This window comes from Achromobacter spanius (genome assembly GCF_003994415.1).
GTDB lineage: Bacteria > Pseudomonadota > Gammaproteobacteria > Burkholderiales > Burkholderiaceae_B > Achromobacter > Achromobacter spanius_C.
The window spans coordinates 3,422,832-3,439,905 of sequence record NZ_CP034689.1 but is presented as its reverse complement, the minus strand read 5'-3'; the positions used below and the strand labels follow the sequence as shown (position 1 = coordinate 3,439,905).

18 protein-coding genes are annotated in these 17,074 nt (G+C 65.3%); 8 read left to right on the top strand and 10 right to left on the bottom strand.

Going from position 1 to position 17,074, the window contains the following annotated elements; translation table 11 throughout:
• Positions 1 to 27 precede the first annotated feature (27 nt).
• Both ELS24_RS15620 and ELS24_RS15615 read right to left on the bottom strand, forming a co-directional pair.
• A complete protein-coding gene (locus tag ELS24_RS15620) occupies positions 28 to 1,509 on the bottom strand; it encodes an N-acyl-D-amino-acid deacylase family protein (RefSeq protein WP_127184659.1) in 1,482 nt (493 codons plus the stop codon).
• A 6-nt stretch (positions 1,510 to 1,515) separates the two neighbouring features.
• A complete protein-coding gene (locus ELS24_RS15615; RefSeq protein ID WP_127184658.1) occupies positions 1,516 to 2,496 on the bottom strand; it encodes a Bug family tripartite tricarboxylate transporter substrate binding protein in 981 nt (326 codons plus the stop codon).
• A gap of 120 nt (positions 2,497 to 2,616) precedes the next feature.
• Between ELS24_RS15615 and ELS24_RS15610 the strand changes: the two genes are divergently transcribed.
• Positions 2,617 to 3,561, top strand: coding sequence for a LysR family transcriptional regulator (locus tag ELS24_RS15610; protein ID WP_127184657.1), 945 nt, complete (start codon positions 2,617 to 2,619; stop codon positions 3,559 to 3,561).
• A 49-nt stretch (positions 3,562 to 3,610) separates the two neighbouring features.
• Here the strand turns inward: ELS24_RS15610 and ELS24_RS15605 are convergent, their stop codons facing one another.
• Positions 3,611 to 4,222: a glutathione S-transferase family protein gene (locus ELS24_RS15605; protein ID WP_050444685.1), complete on the bottom strand. Its 612-nt coding sequence runs from the start codon at positions 4,220 to 4,222 to the stop codon at positions 3,611 to 3,613.
• A gap of 136 nt (positions 4,223 to 4,358) precedes the next feature.
• Here ELS24_RS15605 and ELS24_RS15600 point away from each other — a divergent pair, with 136 nt between their 5' ends.
• Together ELS24_RS15600 and ELS24_RS15595 are read left to right on the top strand one after the other, a co-directional pair.
• On the top strand, positions 4,359 to 5,531 hold the full coding sequence (locus ELS24_RS15600) for a PQQ-dependent sugar dehydrogenase (protein WP_127184656.1): 1,173 nt from the start codon (positions 4,359 to 4,361) through the stop codon (positions 5,529 to 5,531).
• Between the two features lie 3 nt (positions 5,532 to 5,534).
• Positions 5,535 to 6,173, top strand: a complete 639-nt coding sequence (locus tag ELS24_RS15595; protein WP_127184655.1) for a glutathione S-transferase family protein — start codon at positions 5,535 to 5,537, stop codon at positions 6,171 to 6,173.
• A 37-nt stretch (positions 6,174 to 6,210) separates the two neighbouring features.
• Here the strand turns inward: ELS24_RS15595 and ELS24_RS15590 are convergent, their stop codons facing one another.
• Both ELS24_RS15590 and ELS24_RS15585 read right to left on the bottom strand, forming a co-directional pair.
• Positions 6,211 to 7,119: a DMT family transporter gene (locus tag ELS24_RS15590; RefSeq protein ID WP_050444687.1), complete on the bottom strand. Its 909-nt coding sequence runs from the start codon at positions 7,117 to 7,119 to the stop codon at positions 6,211 to 6,213.
• 65 nt (positions 7,120 to 7,184) lie between these two features.
• Entirely contained in the window at positions 7,185 to 7,562 is a 378-nt protein-coding gene (locus tag ELS24_RS15585) for a DUF423 domain-containing protein (RefSeq protein WP_050444688.1), read from the bottom strand.
• A gap of 155 nt (positions 7,563 to 7,717) precedes the next feature.
• Between ELS24_RS15585 and parS the strand changes: the two genes are divergently transcribed.
• Together parS and ELS24_RS15575 are read left to right on the top strand one after the other, a co-directional pair.
• Positions 7,718 to 8,203, top strand: a complete 486-nt coding sequence (gene parS / locus ELS24_RS15580) for a type II RES/Xre toxin-antitoxin system antitoxin (protein WP_127186357.1) — start codon at positions 7,718 to 7,720, stop codon at positions 8,201 to 8,203.
• Positions 8,200 to 8,712 carry an RES family NAD+ phosphorylase gene (locus ELS24_RS15575; RefSeq protein ID WP_050444690.1) on the top strand — a complete coding sequence of 171 codons (513 nt, stop codon included), beginning with the start codon at positions 8,200 to 8,202 and terminating at the stop codon, positions 8,710 to 8,712. The genes parS and ELS24_RS15575 overlap by 4 nt, the downstream gene beginning before the upstream one ends.
• Before the next feature lie 51 nt (positions 8,713 to 8,763).
• On the opposite strand, the gene ELS24_RS15570 is transcribed toward ELS24_RS15575, so the two are convergent.
• Entirely contained in the window at positions 8,764 to 9,825 is a 1,062-nt protein-coding gene (locus ELS24_RS15570) for an alcohol dehydrogenase (RefSeq protein WP_050444691.1), read from the bottom strand.
• 63 nt (positions 9,826 to 9,888) lie between these two features.
• Complete coding sequence (locus tag ELS24_RS15565; RefSeq protein ID WP_050444692.1) at positions 9,889 to 11,097, bottom strand: ABC transporter substrate-binding protein; 1,209 nt, start codon at positions 11,095 to 11,097, stop codon at positions 9,889 to 9,891.
• A gap of 228 nt (positions 11,098 to 11,325) precedes the next feature.
• Here ELS24_RS15565 and ELS24_RS15560 point away from each other — a divergent pair, with 228 nt between their 5' ends.
• Positions 11,326 to 12,066 (top strand): IclR family transcriptional regulator, encoded by a 741-nt coding sequence (locus tag ELS24_RS15560; RefSeq protein ID WP_050444693.1) that lies wholly within the window; start codon positions 11,326 to 11,328, stop codon positions 12,064 to 12,066.
• A 46-nt stretch (positions 12,067 to 12,112) separates the two neighbouring features.
• Here ELS24_RS15560 and rocF read toward each other — a convergent pair whose 3' ends face one another.
• Entirely contained in the window at positions 12,113 to 13,078 is a 966-nt protein-coding gene (rocF, locus tag ELS24_RS15555) for an arginase (protein ID WP_127184654.1), read from the bottom strand.
• Positions 13,079 to 13,264: 186 nt separating this feature from the next.
• Here rocF and ELS24_RS15550 point away from each other — a divergent pair, with 186 nt between their 5' ends.
• Complete coding sequence (locus ELS24_RS15550; RefSeq protein WP_050444980.1) at positions 13,265 to 14,086, top strand: MetQ/NlpA family ABC transporter substrate-binding protein; 822 nt, start codon at positions 13,265 to 13,267, stop codon at positions 14,084 to 14,086.
• 11 nt (positions 14,087 to 14,097) lie between these two features.
• On the opposite strand, the gene ELS24_RS15545 is transcribed toward ELS24_RS15550, so the two are convergent.
• Positions 14,098 to 15,294, bottom strand: a complete 1,197-nt coding sequence (locus tag ELS24_RS15545; RefSeq protein ID WP_050444695.1) for an MFS transporter — start codon at positions 15,292 to 15,294, stop codon at positions 14,098 to 14,100.
• 92 nt (positions 15,295 to 15,386) lie between these two features.
• Between ELS24_RS15545 and ELS24_RS15540 the strand changes: the two genes are divergently transcribed.
• On the top strand, positions 15,387 to 15,854 hold the full coding sequence (locus ELS24_RS15540; RefSeq protein WP_050444696.1) for an Lrp/AsnC family transcriptional regulator: 468 nt from the start codon (positions 15,387 to 15,389) through the stop codon (positions 15,852 to 15,854).
• Positions 15,855 to 15,873: 19 nt separating this feature from the next.
• On the opposite strand, the gene ELS24_RS15535 is transcribed toward ELS24_RS15540, so the two are convergent.
• On the bottom strand, positions 15,874 to 17,049 hold the full coding sequence (locus ELS24_RS15535) for a metallophosphoesterase (protein ID WP_050444697.1): 1,176 nt from the start codon (positions 17,047 to 17,049) through the stop codon (positions 15,874 to 15,876).
• Positions 17,050 to 17,074 lie beyond the last annotated feature (25 nt).

The following is a 17,074-nucleotide window of genomic DNA, read 5'->3' as shown; positions in this document are numbered from 1 at the left end:
TAGCAGCCCTGGGAAATCGTCTTCACTTTACTCACTCCGAACTAATGCTTCACCGGGCGTCAATACGTGGCCCGGGCGTTGCGTGCTGGTTTGTTCTCCGTCCCAGACCTGCTTGCCATTGACCCACACGGCATGGATGCCCTGGCTTGCCTGAATGGGAGCTGAAAACGTCGCCATATCCGTCACGGTGGCGGGGTCGAACAGCACCAGGTCAGCATGATAACCCTGGCGCAGCAGACCGCGCCCGGCGATGCCATATTGGTCAGCCGCCAGCCCGGTCATTTTGTGGATGGCGGCTTCCAGGGACATCAGTTGCTGTTCGCGCACCATCGTGCGCAGCACGTTGGTGAAGGTGCCCCATTGGCGGGGGTGCGGATGCGGGTCGAAGGGCAGGCCGTCGGAACCGACCATCGTCAGCGGATGCGCGAAGATGCGCTGGACGTCGGCGGGGTCCATCAGGAAGTAGATGGCGCCGGCAGGCGCCAGACGGGCCACGGCGGCTTCGTCGTCCAGGCCCAGTTCCTGCATGACCTCGGCGAAATCGCGGCCGGTGGCCTCGGGGTAGCCCTTGGACCACGTAATCATCGTGCGGCTGGCCAGGCGCGCGCGGTCCAGCCGCAGCATGGTGGACGTGGCGGGATACGGGTGGCAGTCCAGGCAGACGGGCTGGCTGGCGGCGGCGCGGTTGATCAGGTCCAGCGTTTCGCGCGTGCGGCCGTGATTGCGTTCACCGGCCAGCTTGTGGTGCGAGAACACCACGCGGCAATCAAGTTCGCGGCCGATCAGCAGCGCCTCTTCCATGGCGGGCACGATGTGGTCGGCCTCGTCGCGCAGGTGGGTGGCGTACAGGCCGGGGCGGCCCGCTTGCTTGGCTGCCTTCAAGGGCAGGCAAACGTCGATGATTTCATCGGTGGGCGCGGCGCTGGCCGGCGGATAGAAGGTGCCGGTGGATACGCCGAAGGCGCCCGCGTCCAGCGCTTCTTGCAGCAGGCCACGCATGGCGGCGCGTTCGGTGTCGTTAGCGGCGCGCGAGGTGTCGTCCATCACGGCCACTCGCAAGGTGGTGTGGCCCACCAGCGGAATCACGTTGACCGCGGCGGGCGTGTTGCGCAGCGCGTCCATCCACGCTTGGAATGTGTCGAAGCGGAACAGCTCGGCGGGGCCGAGCAGGTCCAGCGGCTGCGGAATGTTGTCGCGCTGAAGTGGCGCGAGGCTGATGCCGCAGTTGCCGGTGACGACAGTGGTGATGCCCTGCGACACCTTGGGCAGCATGTCGGGATGCGCCAGCAGGTAGCCGTCATCGTGAGTGTGGGAATCAATGAAGCCGGGCGCCAGCACCTGGCCACGCCCGTCGATCACCGGCACGCCCGCGGGGTGGGCAAAGCTGCCCACCGCCACGATGCGCTCGCCCAGCACGGCCAGGTCGCCCACTTGGGCGGGGCCGCCCGAGCCGTCGATAAGCGTGGCGCCCGCCACGATGAAGTCCGCCTGCAAGGTGGGCAAGGTCATGGGTGCTTAGTCCAGCTTTTCGATGCCAGCGGTGTCGATGATCTGCTTCCACTTGGCGGTTTCGCGATCAATCAATTGCTTGAATTCCTCCGGCGAGCCGGTGGCGGGTTCGGCGCCCAGCGTGGCCAGGCCGGTACGCACTTCAGGCGCTTGCAGCGCTTTCTGGATGGCGGCGTTCAGCGTCATCACCACTTCCGGCGGCGTGCCCTTGGGGGCGACGACGCCGCCCCAGGCCACGGTTTGATAACCCTTCAGGCCGGATTCATCCAGCGTGGGCACGTCGGGCATCAGCGCCAGGCGCTTCAGGCTGCTGACGCCAATGGCGCGCACCTTGCCGCTGGCGACCAGCGGCGCGGCTTCCGAGGTGTTGACGAACAGGTAGTCCAGGCGGCCGCCCAGCAGGTCCTGGATGGCGGCGGGGCCGCCGTTGTACGGGATGAACATGACGTCCACCTTGGCCATGCTCTTGAAAAGTTCACCGCCCATGTGGCCGGTGGTGCCCACGCCCGAGGCGCCGTAGGACAGGCGGCCGGGTTCCTTCTTGGCGCGGTCGATCAGGTCCTGCACGCTTTTCACGGGCGATCCTGCCGGCACGATCAGCGCGTTGTACAGGTCGAACATGTGCGCGACCGGGGTCAGGTCCTGGTCCACGTCGTAAGGCAGGCGCTTGAACAGCGAGCGGTTCACGGCCAGCGTGTTGATGTTGCCGTAGCCCACGGTGTAGCCATCGGCGGCGGCGCGCTTGATCAGCGAGATGCCGATGTTGCCCGCTGCGCCGGGACGGTTTTCAATCACCATCGTGGCGCCGGTGTCCTTGGCGATTTGCGTGGTGATCAGGCGCGACAGCACGTCGGGCGAACCGCCCGCGGCAGACGGCACCACGAAGGTGATGGGCTTGTCGGGATAGGCGCCGGCGGCCGAGGCCGTGCCGATCAGGGCGGCGCTGATGGCCAGCGCGGACAGGCTGCGGAAAAAGGTGCGATGCATGGTGGTATTCCCCTTGTTTTGTGGTCTTGAGGAGCGCAGATTACACCCGCATTGCGGCACTGCATCATCGAAAAATGTGGCAATCCTATAATCCGCCGTTATCGATCAAGGGGAAGAAAAATGGATGTGGAAGGCTACGCCGACGAGGTCGGCCCCAGCGCCGGGCGGCCGTTGAACCTGCGTCAGATCGAGGTCTTTCGGGCCATCATGATGTCGGGGTCCATCAGCAGCGCGGGGCGCATGCTGCATGTGTCGCAGCCGGCCGTCAGCCGGGTGCTGGCGTTGACGGAAAGCCGCCTGGGCTACCGCTTGTTTGAGCGGGTCAAGAGCCGCTTGTCGCCCACGGCCGAAGCGCGCCGGCTGTATGCGGAAGTGGAGCAGGTGTATGGCGGCATCCAGCGGGTGAACGATCTGGCGGCCAGCCTGGGGCAATCGGGCGCGGGCATGTTGAAGATCGTGGCCAGCGCCAGTTATGGGCAGCGGCTGATTCCCATGGCGCTTGAGCGGTTTCGGGGCCGCAACGCAGGGGCGCGGGTGGACTATCGCAGCGTCACGTTCGACGAGTTGGCGGCGTACTTTTTGTCGGGCCAGGCAGATATCGGCATCTCGATGCAGCCGCCCGACCATCCCAACCTGACATCAATCCGGCTGGCGCGGGTGCCGGTGGTCTGTGTGCTGCCAGTAAGCCATCCGCTCGCCAGCCACGACGTGGTGCATCCCGAGGATTTCTCGTCTGCCGCGTGGATTGGCTATCCGCGCGACACTCCACTGGGCCGGTCGCTGACCACGTTCTTTGGCGGCGGCCCGCTGTGCGCGGCGGCGATCGAAGTGCATTCACCGGTGACGGCGTGCTCGTTTGTGCAGCAGGGCTTGGGTCCGGCCTTGGTGGACGCGTGGTGTGTATCGACCGAGCAGTCGGCGCATATGGTGTTGCGGCCCATCGAGCCCGAAGCCAGTGTCGAGGTGTGGGCCACGTATTCGAACCTGAGCGCGCCGCCGTTGTTGGCGCGCAGGTTTCTGGCGGCGGTGAAAAAAATCTTGGAAGGGGAAGCAGAGGCGGGCTGAGCCTGGGCTGGTCCGCCAGCGGGCTTCCCCCCGCTTGGTTTTTCCTGCTTTACAGCCCTTCGGCCTTCAGCGCGGCCTGGACGCCCTTGTCGGCTTCCATGCGCTTTTCGAACGCCGCCAGATTGTCCTGGCCAGCCAGGTCCACTTCCTTGGCGCGTGCCCAGCGCAGCACCACGTACAGATACGCATCGGCGATGGAGGGCGCGTCGCCCGCCAGGTACGGTTTGCCCGCCAGTTGCGCATCCAGTTGCGAGAACAACTTGGTCAGCAGCTTGGAGGCCGAGCCGGCCAGTTCCTTCTGCGCGCCTTCATCGCCCAGGAAGCGGGACGCGCCGAAGATCATCGAGAAGGTCTTGTGGATGTCGGAGTTGATGAAGCCCAACCAGCGGCGCACGTCCGCCCGCGAACGCGCGCTGCCGTCGCCCAGCAGCTTGCTTTGCGGCGACTGTTCGGCAATGTATTCCAGGATGGCGACGTTCTGCGTCAGGGTCCAGTCGCCATCGGTCAGGGCGGGCACGGCGCCTAGCGGATTCACCTTCAGAAATTCTGGGGCCTTGAGCGCTTCGCGGCTGAGCTGGTGCGTTTCGTAGGGCTGGCCGACCCACTCAAGAACAATGTGGGAAGCGAGCGAGCACGCGCCGGGCATGTAGTACAGTTTCATGCGATGGGGTCTCCGGAAAGGAAGAACGGAAGGTTCCCGTCCCTGGGCGCTATGGTACGCCACCCGCTGGGCGCCACGCGCCAGCCTGTCATCGCCCCCCGCACTCGCATTCAGCCCTTTGCCGCCGGAGATGTCCATGCAGTCACGCACCGCCGCCAGCACGCGCGCGCTCTCACTTTTTTCGGTCTCAACGTTACTCATGGCGGGCGTCATGGCGTTCGCCAAACCTGCACATGCAAGCCAGGAGCCGCCTTCCGTTGCGGCACGCGTGACGCCAGTGGTGAGCGGGCTGGATCATCCCTGGGCCATGGCATTCTTGCCTGACGGCGGGGTGCTGATCACGGAACGGCCCGGCACGCTACGCCTGTTGCGCACGCCGGGCGGCTTGTCCAAGCCGCTGTCCGGGGTGCCGAAGGTGGCGGCGCGCGGGCAGGGCGGCTTGCTGGATGTGGCGCTGTCGCCCGACTTTGCGAAAGACCGGTACGTGTATCTGTCTTATGCCGAATCCGATGGCGACAAAAGCGGCACGGCGGTTGGCCGGGGCCGGCTGTCCGACGATGCCAGTGGCCTGGAAGATTTCAAGGTGCTTTTCCGGCAGATGCCGAAGCTGTCATCCGGCCTGCATTTCGGTTCGCGCCTGGTGTTCGATGGCAAAGGCCATCTTTTCATTGCGCTGGGTGAGAACAACCAGCGCCCCACCGCGCAGGATCTGGACAAGCTGCAAGGCAAGGTCGTGCGCCTGAAGCTGGATGGCTCGGTGCCTGAAGACAACCCCTTCGTGGGCAAGGCCGGCGCGCGGCCCGAGATCTGGTCCTATGGTCATCGCAACCCGCAGGGCATGGCGATCAACCCGTGGTCCGGCGATCTTTGGGAAAACGAACACGGCCCCCGTGGCGGCGACGAAATCAACCTGGTTCAGCCGGGCAAGAACTATGGCTGGCCGTTGGCTACGCATGGCATCAACTATTCGGGCCTGCGCATCCCCGAGGCCAAGGGCGACACCGCGCCGGGCACGGAACCGCCGCTGTTCTGGTGGGCCAAGTCGCCCGCCATCAGCGGCATGGCGTTCTACGATGCCGACCGCTTTCCAGCTTGGAAGAACTCGGTGTTCATCGGCGCCTTGGGTAATCAGAACCTGATCCGCCTGACGCTGGACGGCAACCGCGTCGTGGGCCAGGAATGGCTGCTGGTGGACCGCAAGAGCCGGATACGCGACGTGCGGCAAGGGCCGGACGGCTATGTGTATGTGCTGACCGATGCCTCACCCGGCCAATTGCTGCGGCTGGCGCCGGCCGATTCTGGAGGGTAAGCGATGAAGAGCTACGAGTTGATCGGATCGCCCGGGTGCGGGTCGGCCATTGTCGAGATGGCGCTGGTGCTGGCCAACGTGCCGCACACGCTGACGGACGTGCCCTATCTGAAACCCGGCCCCGAGCGCGACCGCCTGCTGCAACTGAACCCCTTGGGGCAGGTGCCGACGCTGATCACCCCGGAAGGCGAGGTGATGACGGAAAGCGCAGCGATGATCCTGCACCTGCACGACGTGGCGCCCCAAGCTGGCCTGGCGCCATCAGCCGACAAGCCTGAACGGGCGTACTTTCTGAACGTGCTGATGCGCCTGGTCGGGGCGGTGTACCCGACGTTCACGTACGGGGATATTCCGTCGCAATGGGCGGGCGAGGGGCCGGCGGCGGACTTGCTGCGCGAGCGCGTGCATACCCGGCGCGCCGAACTGTGGAAGGAACTCGAGCAGCAGGCCGGGTCGCCCCATATGCTGGGCCGGCGATTTTCCGCGCTGGACCTGTATGTGACGGTCATGACGCATTGGCGTCCGGGGCAGGCGTGGTTCCAGGCGGAATGCCCGGCCTTGGCGGCGGTGGCCAGCCAGGCGGCGCAGGAACCTAATGTGGCGCGGGTCTTGGCCCGCAATTTTCCCGCGCCGACCGAATAACGTTTTCGGATGCGCGCAAAGCCCGGGCCGCGTGGCCTTAGGCCTTGCCGCGGCGCTTGCTCTTCGCGCGGGCCTCGCGCACCGCGATGTACACGCCGCTGCCCGCGATAAACAGCGCACCCAGATAGGCGTAGGCGTCCGGCGCTTCGCGCCAGAAAATCCAGCCCAGTATCGTGGCCCAGATCAGGCCGGTGTAGTCGAACGGCGCCACGACCGACGCGGGGCCGATCCGAAAACCCTGTGTGATCAAGGCCAACCCCAGCGTGCTGAAAAGCGCGATGCCGCCGAAGTAGGGCAGATGCTCGACGGTGGGCGTTTGCCACACCCAGGGCAAGCCCACTGCGCTGCACAGCAATTGGCCCAGCACGATGTAGAACGTGGTCGTCAACATGCCTTCGCCCCGGCTGATGCCGCGCGCGGTGATCATCATGACCGCGTAGAGCAGGGCGGTGGTCAGCGGATACAGCGTGGCCGCCTGAAATGCCGCCGAGCCCGGGCGCACCACGATCAGCACGCCGGCAAAGCCCGCCAGCACCGCGATCCAGCGCTTGCCGTCCACGCGCTCTTTCAGGATCAGCACCGACAGCGCCGTCACGAACAGCGGCGCCGCGAAGGCGATGGCCGTGGCTTCGGCCAAGGGCAGCGCGCGCAGGCCCAGATAAAAGCAACAGGCCGACACCACGTTGATGGCGCCACGCACCAGATGCAGACCGGGATGCGTGGTGCGCATCACGCGCCGCCCGCCCAGCCACAAGGCCAGGGCCGTCACGAAAGGCAGCGCGATCAGTGCGCGCAGGAACAGGATTTGAAGCGGGTTGTAGTGTGCGCCCAACCATTTGGCGTTGGCGTCGCTAAGCGTCAGGAAAAAGATGCCGCCCACCACACAGGCGATACCTGCGAAGGCGGAGGGGTCGCGGGCGGCGGGTAATACAGTGGAGGAAGACATCGGAAACCTGCAAGGGCGGCGGTTCCTGCCGCCGTGGGGAAAGGGGCGTGCGAATGAGGGGAAGCTCAGCCTTGGGCGCGGTAGGCCGCCAGCGCAACCATGGCCCAGGCGGCCAGGAAGGCGGTTCCGCCCAAGGGAGTGACGGCGCCCAGCCAATGCACGCCCGTCAGCGACAGCGTGTACAAGCTGCCCGAAAACAGCACGATGCCGACGAACATCACCACGCCGGCGGCCGACAGCAAGGGCGAACCGAAGCGCGCGCCCAATAGCGCAATCACGAACAGGCCCAGCGCGTGGATCAGGTGATACAGCACGCCCGTCTGCCAGACGGACAGCAGTTCCGGCGTCAGCATGCGCTTGAGCCCATGCGCGCCGAAAGCGCCCGCGCCCACCGCCACCATGAGATTCAACGCTGCAAGTATCGTCAGCTGCCGGTCCGTCATTGCCAGTCCTTGAAAGTGATCGTGTGTAACGCCGCCTATGATATGCCCAATTTCGGTGCACGCCGGAGCGAACAGTCCTGGCGTTGCGGCTTGCAGAGAAATTTCCAAATGGCATATTATAAATTCTGTTTGGAACAAAATCTCAGGAGCGCATGATGACCATCGCCATACCCGGAAAGTCGGCAGACAAGCGCGGCGCTGCCGCTACCCGTCCGCCACGCCGCGCGGCGACGCGCGCCAAGCAGTTGTTCCAGGAGCTGGTGGACAGCCCGCTGAGCGACATGGCGCGCGACGTGCGCCGGGGCCTGCCCGCGCAGATGGTGGACGACGCGGCCGATTTCCTGCAGGTGCCCAAGTCTGAAATCATGGCCATCACCGAGGTCAAGGCCGCGTCCTTGTCGCGCTGGACTCGGGAAGGGCAGATGCTGCCGTTGGGCGAATCCGACCGGCTGGCGCGCGTGGCCAGGGTTGCCCGCGTGGCGCGTCAGGTGCTGGGCAGCGATGACGAGGCCGTGCTGTGGTTGAACACGCCCGTGCCCGCGCTGGGCAACGTCAAGCCCTTGTCTTTGCTGACGTCGGACGCCAGCAGCCGCATCGTGGAAGACACCCTGGCCCGGGCGGCGGCCGGCGTGTACGCATGAGCGATTTCATTTCCCTGTGGCGCATCGGCACCACGGCCGGCACGTACCGCGCGGACGACTTGAGCGGGGCGGGGGCGGCGGCGGTGGGCGGGCGCTACAACAGCCCGGGCACGGCGGTGGTGTATACCTCGTCCAGCGTGGCGCTGGCGGTGCTGGAAACCGTGGTGCACTTTGCCGTGCGGGCCTCGGAACAGGCCAATCGCTATCTGATCGAGGTGGCCGTGCCGCGCGCCATCCATGATGCCCGCCAGGTGCTGACGGTGAACCAGTTGCAGCGGGATTTCCCATTTTGGGAGGCGGTGCCGTTTGCCGAAGCCTCGCAGGCCGTGGGCGACAACTGGGTGGAATCCGGCGTGTCGGCGTTGCTTGAACTGCCCAGCGCCATCGTGCCTTATCGCGGCGTGCCCGACTGCAATCTGCTGATCAATCCGGCGCATCCGGATGCAGAACATATCGTGGTGGTACGACGCGAACGGTTTGTGTATGACCCGCGTTTGAAAGCCGCATGAACAAAAAAGGGGGGCCCGACAAGGCTCCCCTTTTCGCAGCCTGCCTAGGCGTCAAGCAGCAGTTAGTACCGCGCGTCCCACCACCTTGCCCGCCCGCAGCGCCGCCAATACGCTGTCGGCTTCGGCCAGCGCGTGGCGGTGCACCGGCATGGGCGGCACCTTGCCCGCGCGCACCAGTTCCATCAATTCCTGCAATTCCGCCAGGTTGCCGACGTAGCTGCCAATGATGGACATGGCCTTCATGGGGATCAACGCGATCGGCCACGATGAGGCCCCGCCGAACAGGCCCACGATGATGAGCTTGCCGCCCTTGGTCAGGAAGTCGAACGCCAGCGAGGTGGTGGCGGGCGCGCCGACCAGGTCGATAGCGGCCTGAACCGGCTTGCCGCCCGCCGCCTTGATGATCTGTTGCGCGGCGTCCGGCGCGGCGCCGTCGATGGCGGCCAGCGCGCCGGCTTCCAATGCGGCTGCGCGCTTGGCGGGATCGATGTCGACCACGATGGCGCCCGCGCCACCCAACGCCTTGATCAGCGTCAGGCTCATCAACCCCAGGCCGCCCGCGCCAAAGATCACCACGGGATGTTCGCGGTAGATGTCCGCGCCAATCTTCTTCAACGCGGAATACGTGGTCAGACCCGAGCAGGCGTAAGGCGCGATCTGAGCGGGGTCCAGGTCGCCGATGTCGATCAGGTATTTGGGATGCGGCACCAGGATGTGGTCGGCGTAGCCGCCCGCGCGATGCACGCCCAGGCAGGCCGGCGCGCTGCAATGGTTTTCCATGCCGGCCAGGCAGGGCGGGCATTTGCCGCAGCCGATCCACGGATACACCAGGTAGTTCTTGTCGCTGGACAAGTCTTGCGCGTCCGGCCCGGCCGACGCCACGCTGCCTACCGTTTCGTGGCCCATCGTCAGCGGCAGCGACACGCCGCGGTCTTTCAGCGCCAGGGTGCGGCCCTGGCCCAGGTCGTAGCCGCCTTCCCACAAGTGGATATCGCTGTGGCAGACGCCCGCCGCGCGCACTTTCAACAGCACTTGCGTCCCTTGGGGGGTAGGCGTGGGCTGCTCCATTTCCTGCAAGGGCTCGCGGAAGTTGACGACGCAATAGCACTTCATGGGGATGTCTCCGTTTGGGGTTTTATAGCCAGCAGCCTACACCCGGGCGCGGCGTGAAGATATTCACTTTTTGACCAAGGGGCATTCGCTGTCGGCCAAGGACACGAATACCTTGTCGCCCGGTACCGTGGACAAGATGCGGTAGAAGTCGCCCGGGTACTTGGATTCAGCGGGCTTTTTCACTTCAACCAGATACAGGTCCATGATGACGCGGCCGTCTTCGGGGCGAATGCGGGCATTCTTGATGAGCTTGGTGGTGATGGGCAATTCACGCATCTTCTTATTGACCGCTTCGCCCTCGAAGGTGCCGGCCGCCTGCGCCGCTTGCAGGTAGTGCGTGGTGGCCACGTAGCTCAGCGCCTGCACGATGGATGGCGGGCGCGTCACGCCCATTTTCTCTTGCCAGCGTTTGGTCCAGGCGCGGGTGTCTTCGTCGGCGTCCCAGTAGAACCCGGTGGGAAAGGTCAGGCCCTGCGCCACGGGCAGGCCCATGGCTTGCACGTCGTTAATGAAGGTCAGGAAGGTCAGCAAGCGCTGGTTGCCACCGGTCAGCCCGAATTCCTGCGCTTGCTTGATCAGGTTGACGAGGTCGCCACCCGCGCTCGCCAAGCCCACCACATTGGCCTTTGAGGCCTGCGCCTGCAGCAGGAACGAGGCGAAGTCCAGCGCGCCCAGCGGATGGCGCGTGCTGCCCAGCACCTTGCCGCCGGCTTCCTGCACGAAACGGGTGGCATTGCTTTCCAGCGATTTTCCAAACACGTAATCGGTGGTGATGAAGTACCAGGACTTGCCGCCGGCTTCCACCACGCTTTTCACGACCGCGTTCGACAGGGCGTAGGTGTCGGGCGCCCATTGCGTGCTGAGCGTGCTGCATTGCTTGCCGCTGAAGTCGCCGGCAAAGCCGCCGCTGATCAAGGCGGTGCCGCCTTTTTCACGCGCCACGCCCTGCGCGGCCAGCCCGGCCGAACTGGCGCCGCCGTCCACCACGGCAACCAGGCCCTGGGTGTCGAACCAGCGGCGCACCAGCGCCGAGGCCACGTCCGCCTTGTTCTGGTTGTCCGCGCCCACTACTTCCACGGTCTTGCCGGCGACCTTGCCGCCGAAGTCCTCGACGGCCATGCGTACGGCCATCTCGGAACCTTGTCCGCCCAGGTCCGAGTAAATGCCCGAGCGGTCATTGGATACGCCCAGGCGCACCACGTCAGATTGGGCTTGAGCCGCGCAGGCGGCCATCGTGGCGGCCATGGCCGCCAACAGGGGTTTGATACGCATCTGTCTGTCTCCCCGGCCCGGTCAGGGGCCGATTGTTTGAGTTCTTGGTGATGACGTGGCACCGCTGAGGGGGCAGCCGGATCTCCAGCCGGCTGAAATGGAATTCTTGTATGTGAAATTAAATTCCTGTGCAAGAATTTAGATTTCCGCCTATGGAAAGTCAACATAGTGGATTACCTAGCAGATTCGTCCTTTTTGCTCAGGTAAACCCGCGCTGGGATCGCCACCATGGAAGTGAAACTTGTTGCCCGCACGCTGGACCTGATCGAACTGTTTGCGCAGGCCCGGCGGCCAATGCCGCTGACCGAACTGGCCCAGGGCTTGGGCGCTCCCATGTCCAGTTGTCTGGCGCTGGTGCGCACGTTGGTCGCGCGTGGCTATCTGTATGAAGTGCGGCGGCGCGGCGGCTATTACCCCACTGCGCGCCTGCACGCGCTAAGCGCGCTGATCCAATCCGGCGACCCCTGGCTGGAACAGGTTCGCCCGCATTTGCTGGCCTTGCGCGACGCGGCCAATGAAACCGTCATGCTGGGCAAGATCCAGGACGGCGCCGTGGTGTTTCTTGACGTGGTGGAGTCGACCCAACCCGTGCACTACGCGGCGCGACCCGGCGAGCGGCGGCCCCTGCACACCAGTGCGGTGGCCAAGGCGGTGCTGGCGCGCTTGCCGGCCGCGGAACGGGATGGCGTCCTGGCGCACGCCGACTACGCGCGCTATACCGAGCGCACGCTGAGCACGCGTGAGGCCTTGCTGGAAGAGGTGGCGCGCGTGGCCGCGCAGGGGTGGGCGGCGAACGTGGGCGAAAGCGTGGCGGACTTGACGGGCCTGGCCGTTGCGCTGGATTTGGGCGGGGAGTGGTATGCGCTATGCATGGCCGGGCCGACGCCGCGCGTGTGGGAAGCACGGGAACAGAATCTGGCGCATCTGCGGAACGCGGCGCAAGCCATCCGCCACGCCCGCGAGGGGTAGTCAGTCTTCAAGGGGCGAACGCGCAAAGGTGAAAACGCCGTTGCGCTCAACTGCCTCGGCGCATCAGTGTGGATTTGCCGAACAGGCTTTCGATCAGGTCCACGGCCACCTCCGCCGTCTTGTTGCGCACGTCCAGCGCGGGGTTCAGTTCCACCACGTCCAGCGAGCGCATCAAGCCGGTGTCGGCAATCATTTCCATGCACAACTGCGCTTCGCGGTAGGTGGGGCCACCGGGTACGGTGGTGCCCACGCCGGGCGCAATGTCGGGGTCCAGGAAGTCGACGTCAAAGCTCACATGCAGGTGCGTATTCGCGTCCAGGCCCGCCAGCGCGGCGTCCATCGTGGCGCGCATGCCCATTTCATCCAGATAGCGCATGTCGAACACTTCCAGGCCGGCCTGGTGCACCAACTGCTTTTCACCCTGATCCACGCTACGGATGCCAATCTGGCGCACCCAGCCAGGCTCGATGTCGGGCGTCTGGCCAGACATGCCGGTGATTTCAGCAGGGCCGTAGCCGCAAAGACAGGCCACGGGCATGCCGTGGATGTTGCCGGTGGGGGTCAGCGCATGGGTGTTGAAGTCGGCATGCGCGTCCAGCCAAAGCACCCGCAGCTTCTTGCCGGCTTCGCGGCAATGGCGCGCCACGGCGCTGATGGAGCCAATACCCAGGCAGTGGTCGCCGCCCAGCAGAATGGGCAAACGGCCCAGGGCCAGTTCGGCGTAGACGGCGTCGTGCACGGCTTGATTCCAGGCGGCCACTTCGGCCAGATGCCGGTAGCCGTTGTGGGGCGGCAGCCATGGGTTGGCGGGGCCGTAGAGGTTGCCGCGGTCGACCACGTCGAACCCTTGGGCTTCGATGACGGGGCCCAGATCCGCCACGCGCAAGGCTTCCGGGCCCATTGACGCGCCGCGCGCGCCCGCGCCAATATCCGTGGGCGCGCCGATCAGGGAGATTTGGGTAGGCAAGGCAACAGGGTTCTGCACGCGGCGGGCTCCGGTGGGGTTCGTCATTGGGCGGATAGTACCCTGGCCGTTCGCTTGCGTGATGGGTCTATCATCGCCATTGCGCGGCAATGGCTATTGCCGGACACACGACGCGGCTGCTGCACAATAGCGGCTGCGCGCCGATGCCCCTCTGTTTGCCCTGATCGCCTATCGTTTGCGCGCATCGGCTTTCATTCCCTTTGGATGGTTTTCATGCCCTTGCATTCGTTGTTTTCCACCCTGACGCGCGGCGCGGCCGTGCTGGCCCTGAGCGTGGCGGCCTGCGCCACGGCCACGGCGCAAGACAAACCCTTGCGCATTGGCGTGATTGCCAGCGTGGCCAACGAAGCCACCGAACAAGCCATTGCCCAAGCCAAGAAAGAGGGCCTGAATGTGCAGTTGGTGGAATTCAATGATTGGGTGCTGCCCAACATCGCCGTGGCGGATGGTTCGGTCGACGCCAATTTCTTCCAGCACGAACCGTTTCTGCAGCTATTCAACCAGCGCCGGGGCGTAAACCTGACGCCCATCGCCTATGGCTATTCCACCACCATCGGGTTGTTTTCCAAGAAGCTGAAGAAGGGCGATACCGTGCCGGAGGGCGCCACCATTGCCCTGCCCAACGACCCGGTCAATACGGGCCGCGCCTTGCTGCTGCTGGAATCAATCGGGCTGATCAAGCTCAAGCCCGGCGTGGCGCACCAGGCCACCTTGGAAGACGTGGTGGCCAACCCCAAGCAATTGAAGTTAGTGCAGATCGAGGGCTCGCAGTCCGCGCGTACGTTTGATGACGTGACGGCGTCGGTAACGTACACAACGTTTGCCAAGCAGGCCGGCCTGAACGAGAAAGACGGGCTGGCGTTCGACAATACCGACCCCGCCAGCATCCGCCGCTACGCCATCCGCTGGGTGACCACGCCCGACAAGGCGCAAGATCCGCGCTTGCTGAAGTTCATTGCCATTTACCAGAATTCTCCCGAGGTCAAAGCCACCTTGAAGCGTTTGTACGGCGACCTGATCTCGTTCCCCTGGTAGGCCAGCAAGCTTTACACCGCCGCTTCGCGCCGTTCGGCGCGGCGGCCATTCAAGCGCCAATGCAGGCCCAGCGCGGCCAGGCCCACCACAGCAGACGCGCACACTCCCAGCGCTTCAAAACCCGCATGCGTGTAGAGCGTGCCGGCAACCGCCGTGCCCACGCTGGCGCCCAGATACGTCGTGCAGGTGTTCAAGCCCAGCACCGCGCCACGCTCGTCGGGCCGTGCGCGCGACAACAGCAAGACCAGCAGGTTCAGGCTGATCTGCGACGCGGCGCCCCACAGCACGGCAATGGCCAGCACCGCCGCCAAGGCGTGGGCAGCGGGCAGCAACACCAGATACACCGTGGCGATGGTCGCCAGGGCCAGTGGCAAGGCACGGCGGGGCCCCAGGCGTTCGATCAAGGGGGCGCCGGCAAACCCCGCCAGCATGAAGCCCGCGCCATAGGCGAAGGCAATAAAGCCCACCTTGCCGGCGCTTAGCGCCAACAGCGTGCGAACGTGGTCGGCCAGGAAGGCGTAGACGCCGTAGAACGCGGCCGAGAACGCCAGGCATGCCAGCAGCAGCACGGGCACGTCGCGATAGGAAAGCGGCGCAAGCAAGCGGGACAGGCGCAGCGGCGCGGGATGCGTTGCGCGGCGTTCGGGCAGCTTGCGCAGGCCCAGCAGCGCAATCGTGGCGCACAGGGCCAGCGTGCCGTAGGTGGCGCGCCAGCCGATGGCGTCCGAGATCAGCGCGGACAAGGGCACGCCCGCCACCAGCGACACCGACCATCCGGCAATCACGCGCCCCAGTGTGCGCGTCTCTTGTCCGGCAGGGGCTACCAACGATGCTGACCCGTAAGCCGCGGGCAGGATGACGCCCGCCGCGGCGCCCGCCAAGGCCTGCGCCAGGGTCAGCACGATCCAGTGTGGCGCGGTGGCGGACAGGACCAGCGCCGTGATCAGCACCAGCATGGCGCCCAAGAGCGAACGGCGGATGCCAATGCGGTCGATGCGCCCGGCCAGGAAGAAGGCGCTTGCTGCAGTGGCCGCGCCGTAGGCCGAAATGGCGGTGCTGATGGTCAGTGCCGACGTTGAAAACGAGCGCGCCACGTCGGTCAGGATGGGGCTGAGCGCCAAGCCGTTGGACCCGACGACGCTGACGGCAAACATCAAGGCGGGCACGGACGAGGCAGGGCGGGAAATAGGCTTGCTACGGTTCTGCATGCCGCGAATTTTATTGGAATAAAATAAGGGATTACGCCGATATTTCCTTATTCCATCAAAGTCCGAATGCCGTAAGGCAGAACTTGATTCCGATGCCAGACCTAGACGATCGCGACCGAAAACTATTAACGTTGCTGGCGGACGACGCCACGCCCAGCTACGCCGAACTGGGTAAATTACTGAACCTGTCGGCCCCGGCGGTGCATGAACGGGTCAAGCGCTTGAAGCGCGATGGCTTGATCAAAGGCATCGCCGCCCGACTGGATGGCGCGCGCATCGGCCGGCCCTTGCTGGCGTTCGTGCATGTGGACACCGCCAACTGGACCATCACGCAACAGGTGCTGGGCCTGGCCGAGCTGACCGAAGTGGAAGAGATCCACACCATTACCGGCAAAAGCGCCATGCTGCTGAAAGTGCGGGTGCGCGACACGCAGGCGCTGGAACTGCTGCTGGCCCGCATCCACCAGATTGACGGCATCACCAACACCACCAGCGACATCGCGCTGACCAGCTACCTGGAGCGGGGCCCCTTGCCAGACACCGCGCAGCAGGTGGATTGAGCGCGGCATCAAGGTGCGATCAGAGGTGCCCAGATGCTGCCGTGCGCAGGCGCAGACGCGTGATTTCAGACGGCGCGCCCAGCCGTTTGGGCGGCCCCCAATACCCGGTACCCCGGCTCGTATAGACCCACATCTTGCCCAGCCGATGCAGGCCCGCCGTGAAGGGTTGCTGAAAGCGCACGAAGAACCCCCACGGAAAAAACTGCCCGCCATGGGTATGGCCCGATAACTGCAGGTGGTAGCCCAGGGGCGCGGCCGCGGCTGCGCTGCGTGGTTGATGCGCCAACAGGATCTTGGCGCAGGCGTCAGCTGGCGCGCCCGCCAGCGCGGCCTTGGGGTTGCTGCGGTGCTGGGGATCAAACGCGCCGGCGCCGAAATCCGTGACGCCCGCCACCACCATCGGCAAGCCCGACGGGTGGATGACCGCATGCTCGTTCAATAGCACGCGCAGGCCCATCCTGCGGAATTCGGCGATCCAGGGCGTGGCGCCTGAATAGTATTCATGGTTGCCCGTCACCAGGTACACGCCGTAAGGCGCGCGCAGTGACCCCAACGGGCTGGCTTGCTCGGCCAGGTGTTCGACGCTGCCGTCGACCACGTCGCCGGTGATGGCGATGACGTCGGGCAGCAGTTCATTCACGGCATCGACAATGGCCTGTACGTATTGCTTCTTGATGGTCGGGCCGACGTGGACGTCGCTGATCTGCACGATGGTGAAGCCGTCCAGGTCTTGCGGCAAGCCGGCAACAGGCACGTCCACGTCCACCACCCGCGCCCGGCTGCGCGCGTTGTAGAAGCCGACCAGCGTGCCCGCCAATGCCAGCGCGGCAACCGCCCACGCGCTGTAGCGCCGCAGGTCCAGCCAAGGCAGGTTGGCGCTGGCCAGCAGCGTGACCAGCCACGTCACGAGCAGCGCGGCATCTCGGATCACGGTCAAGACGAACAGGGACGAAAACAGCCCCATCGCGATCAGGCCCACCCACGCGATACGGTCGCCCCAGGGCGGGTTCACCGAGGAACGGGCCAGCATCCCCATTGGAATCAGGATGCACGACAGCAGCAGGGCAATGATGGCGGTGGCCGCGCCGGTGGCGGGCAACTGCGCGTCCGGGATCAAGCGCGCGCCGACATAGACGTGGGCCAGCGCGCCCAGTGTCAAAAAGCGCAGGAAAAACGAAGATTGGCGTAGGGACACGGCGGGTAGTGGGCACGTAGGCCGG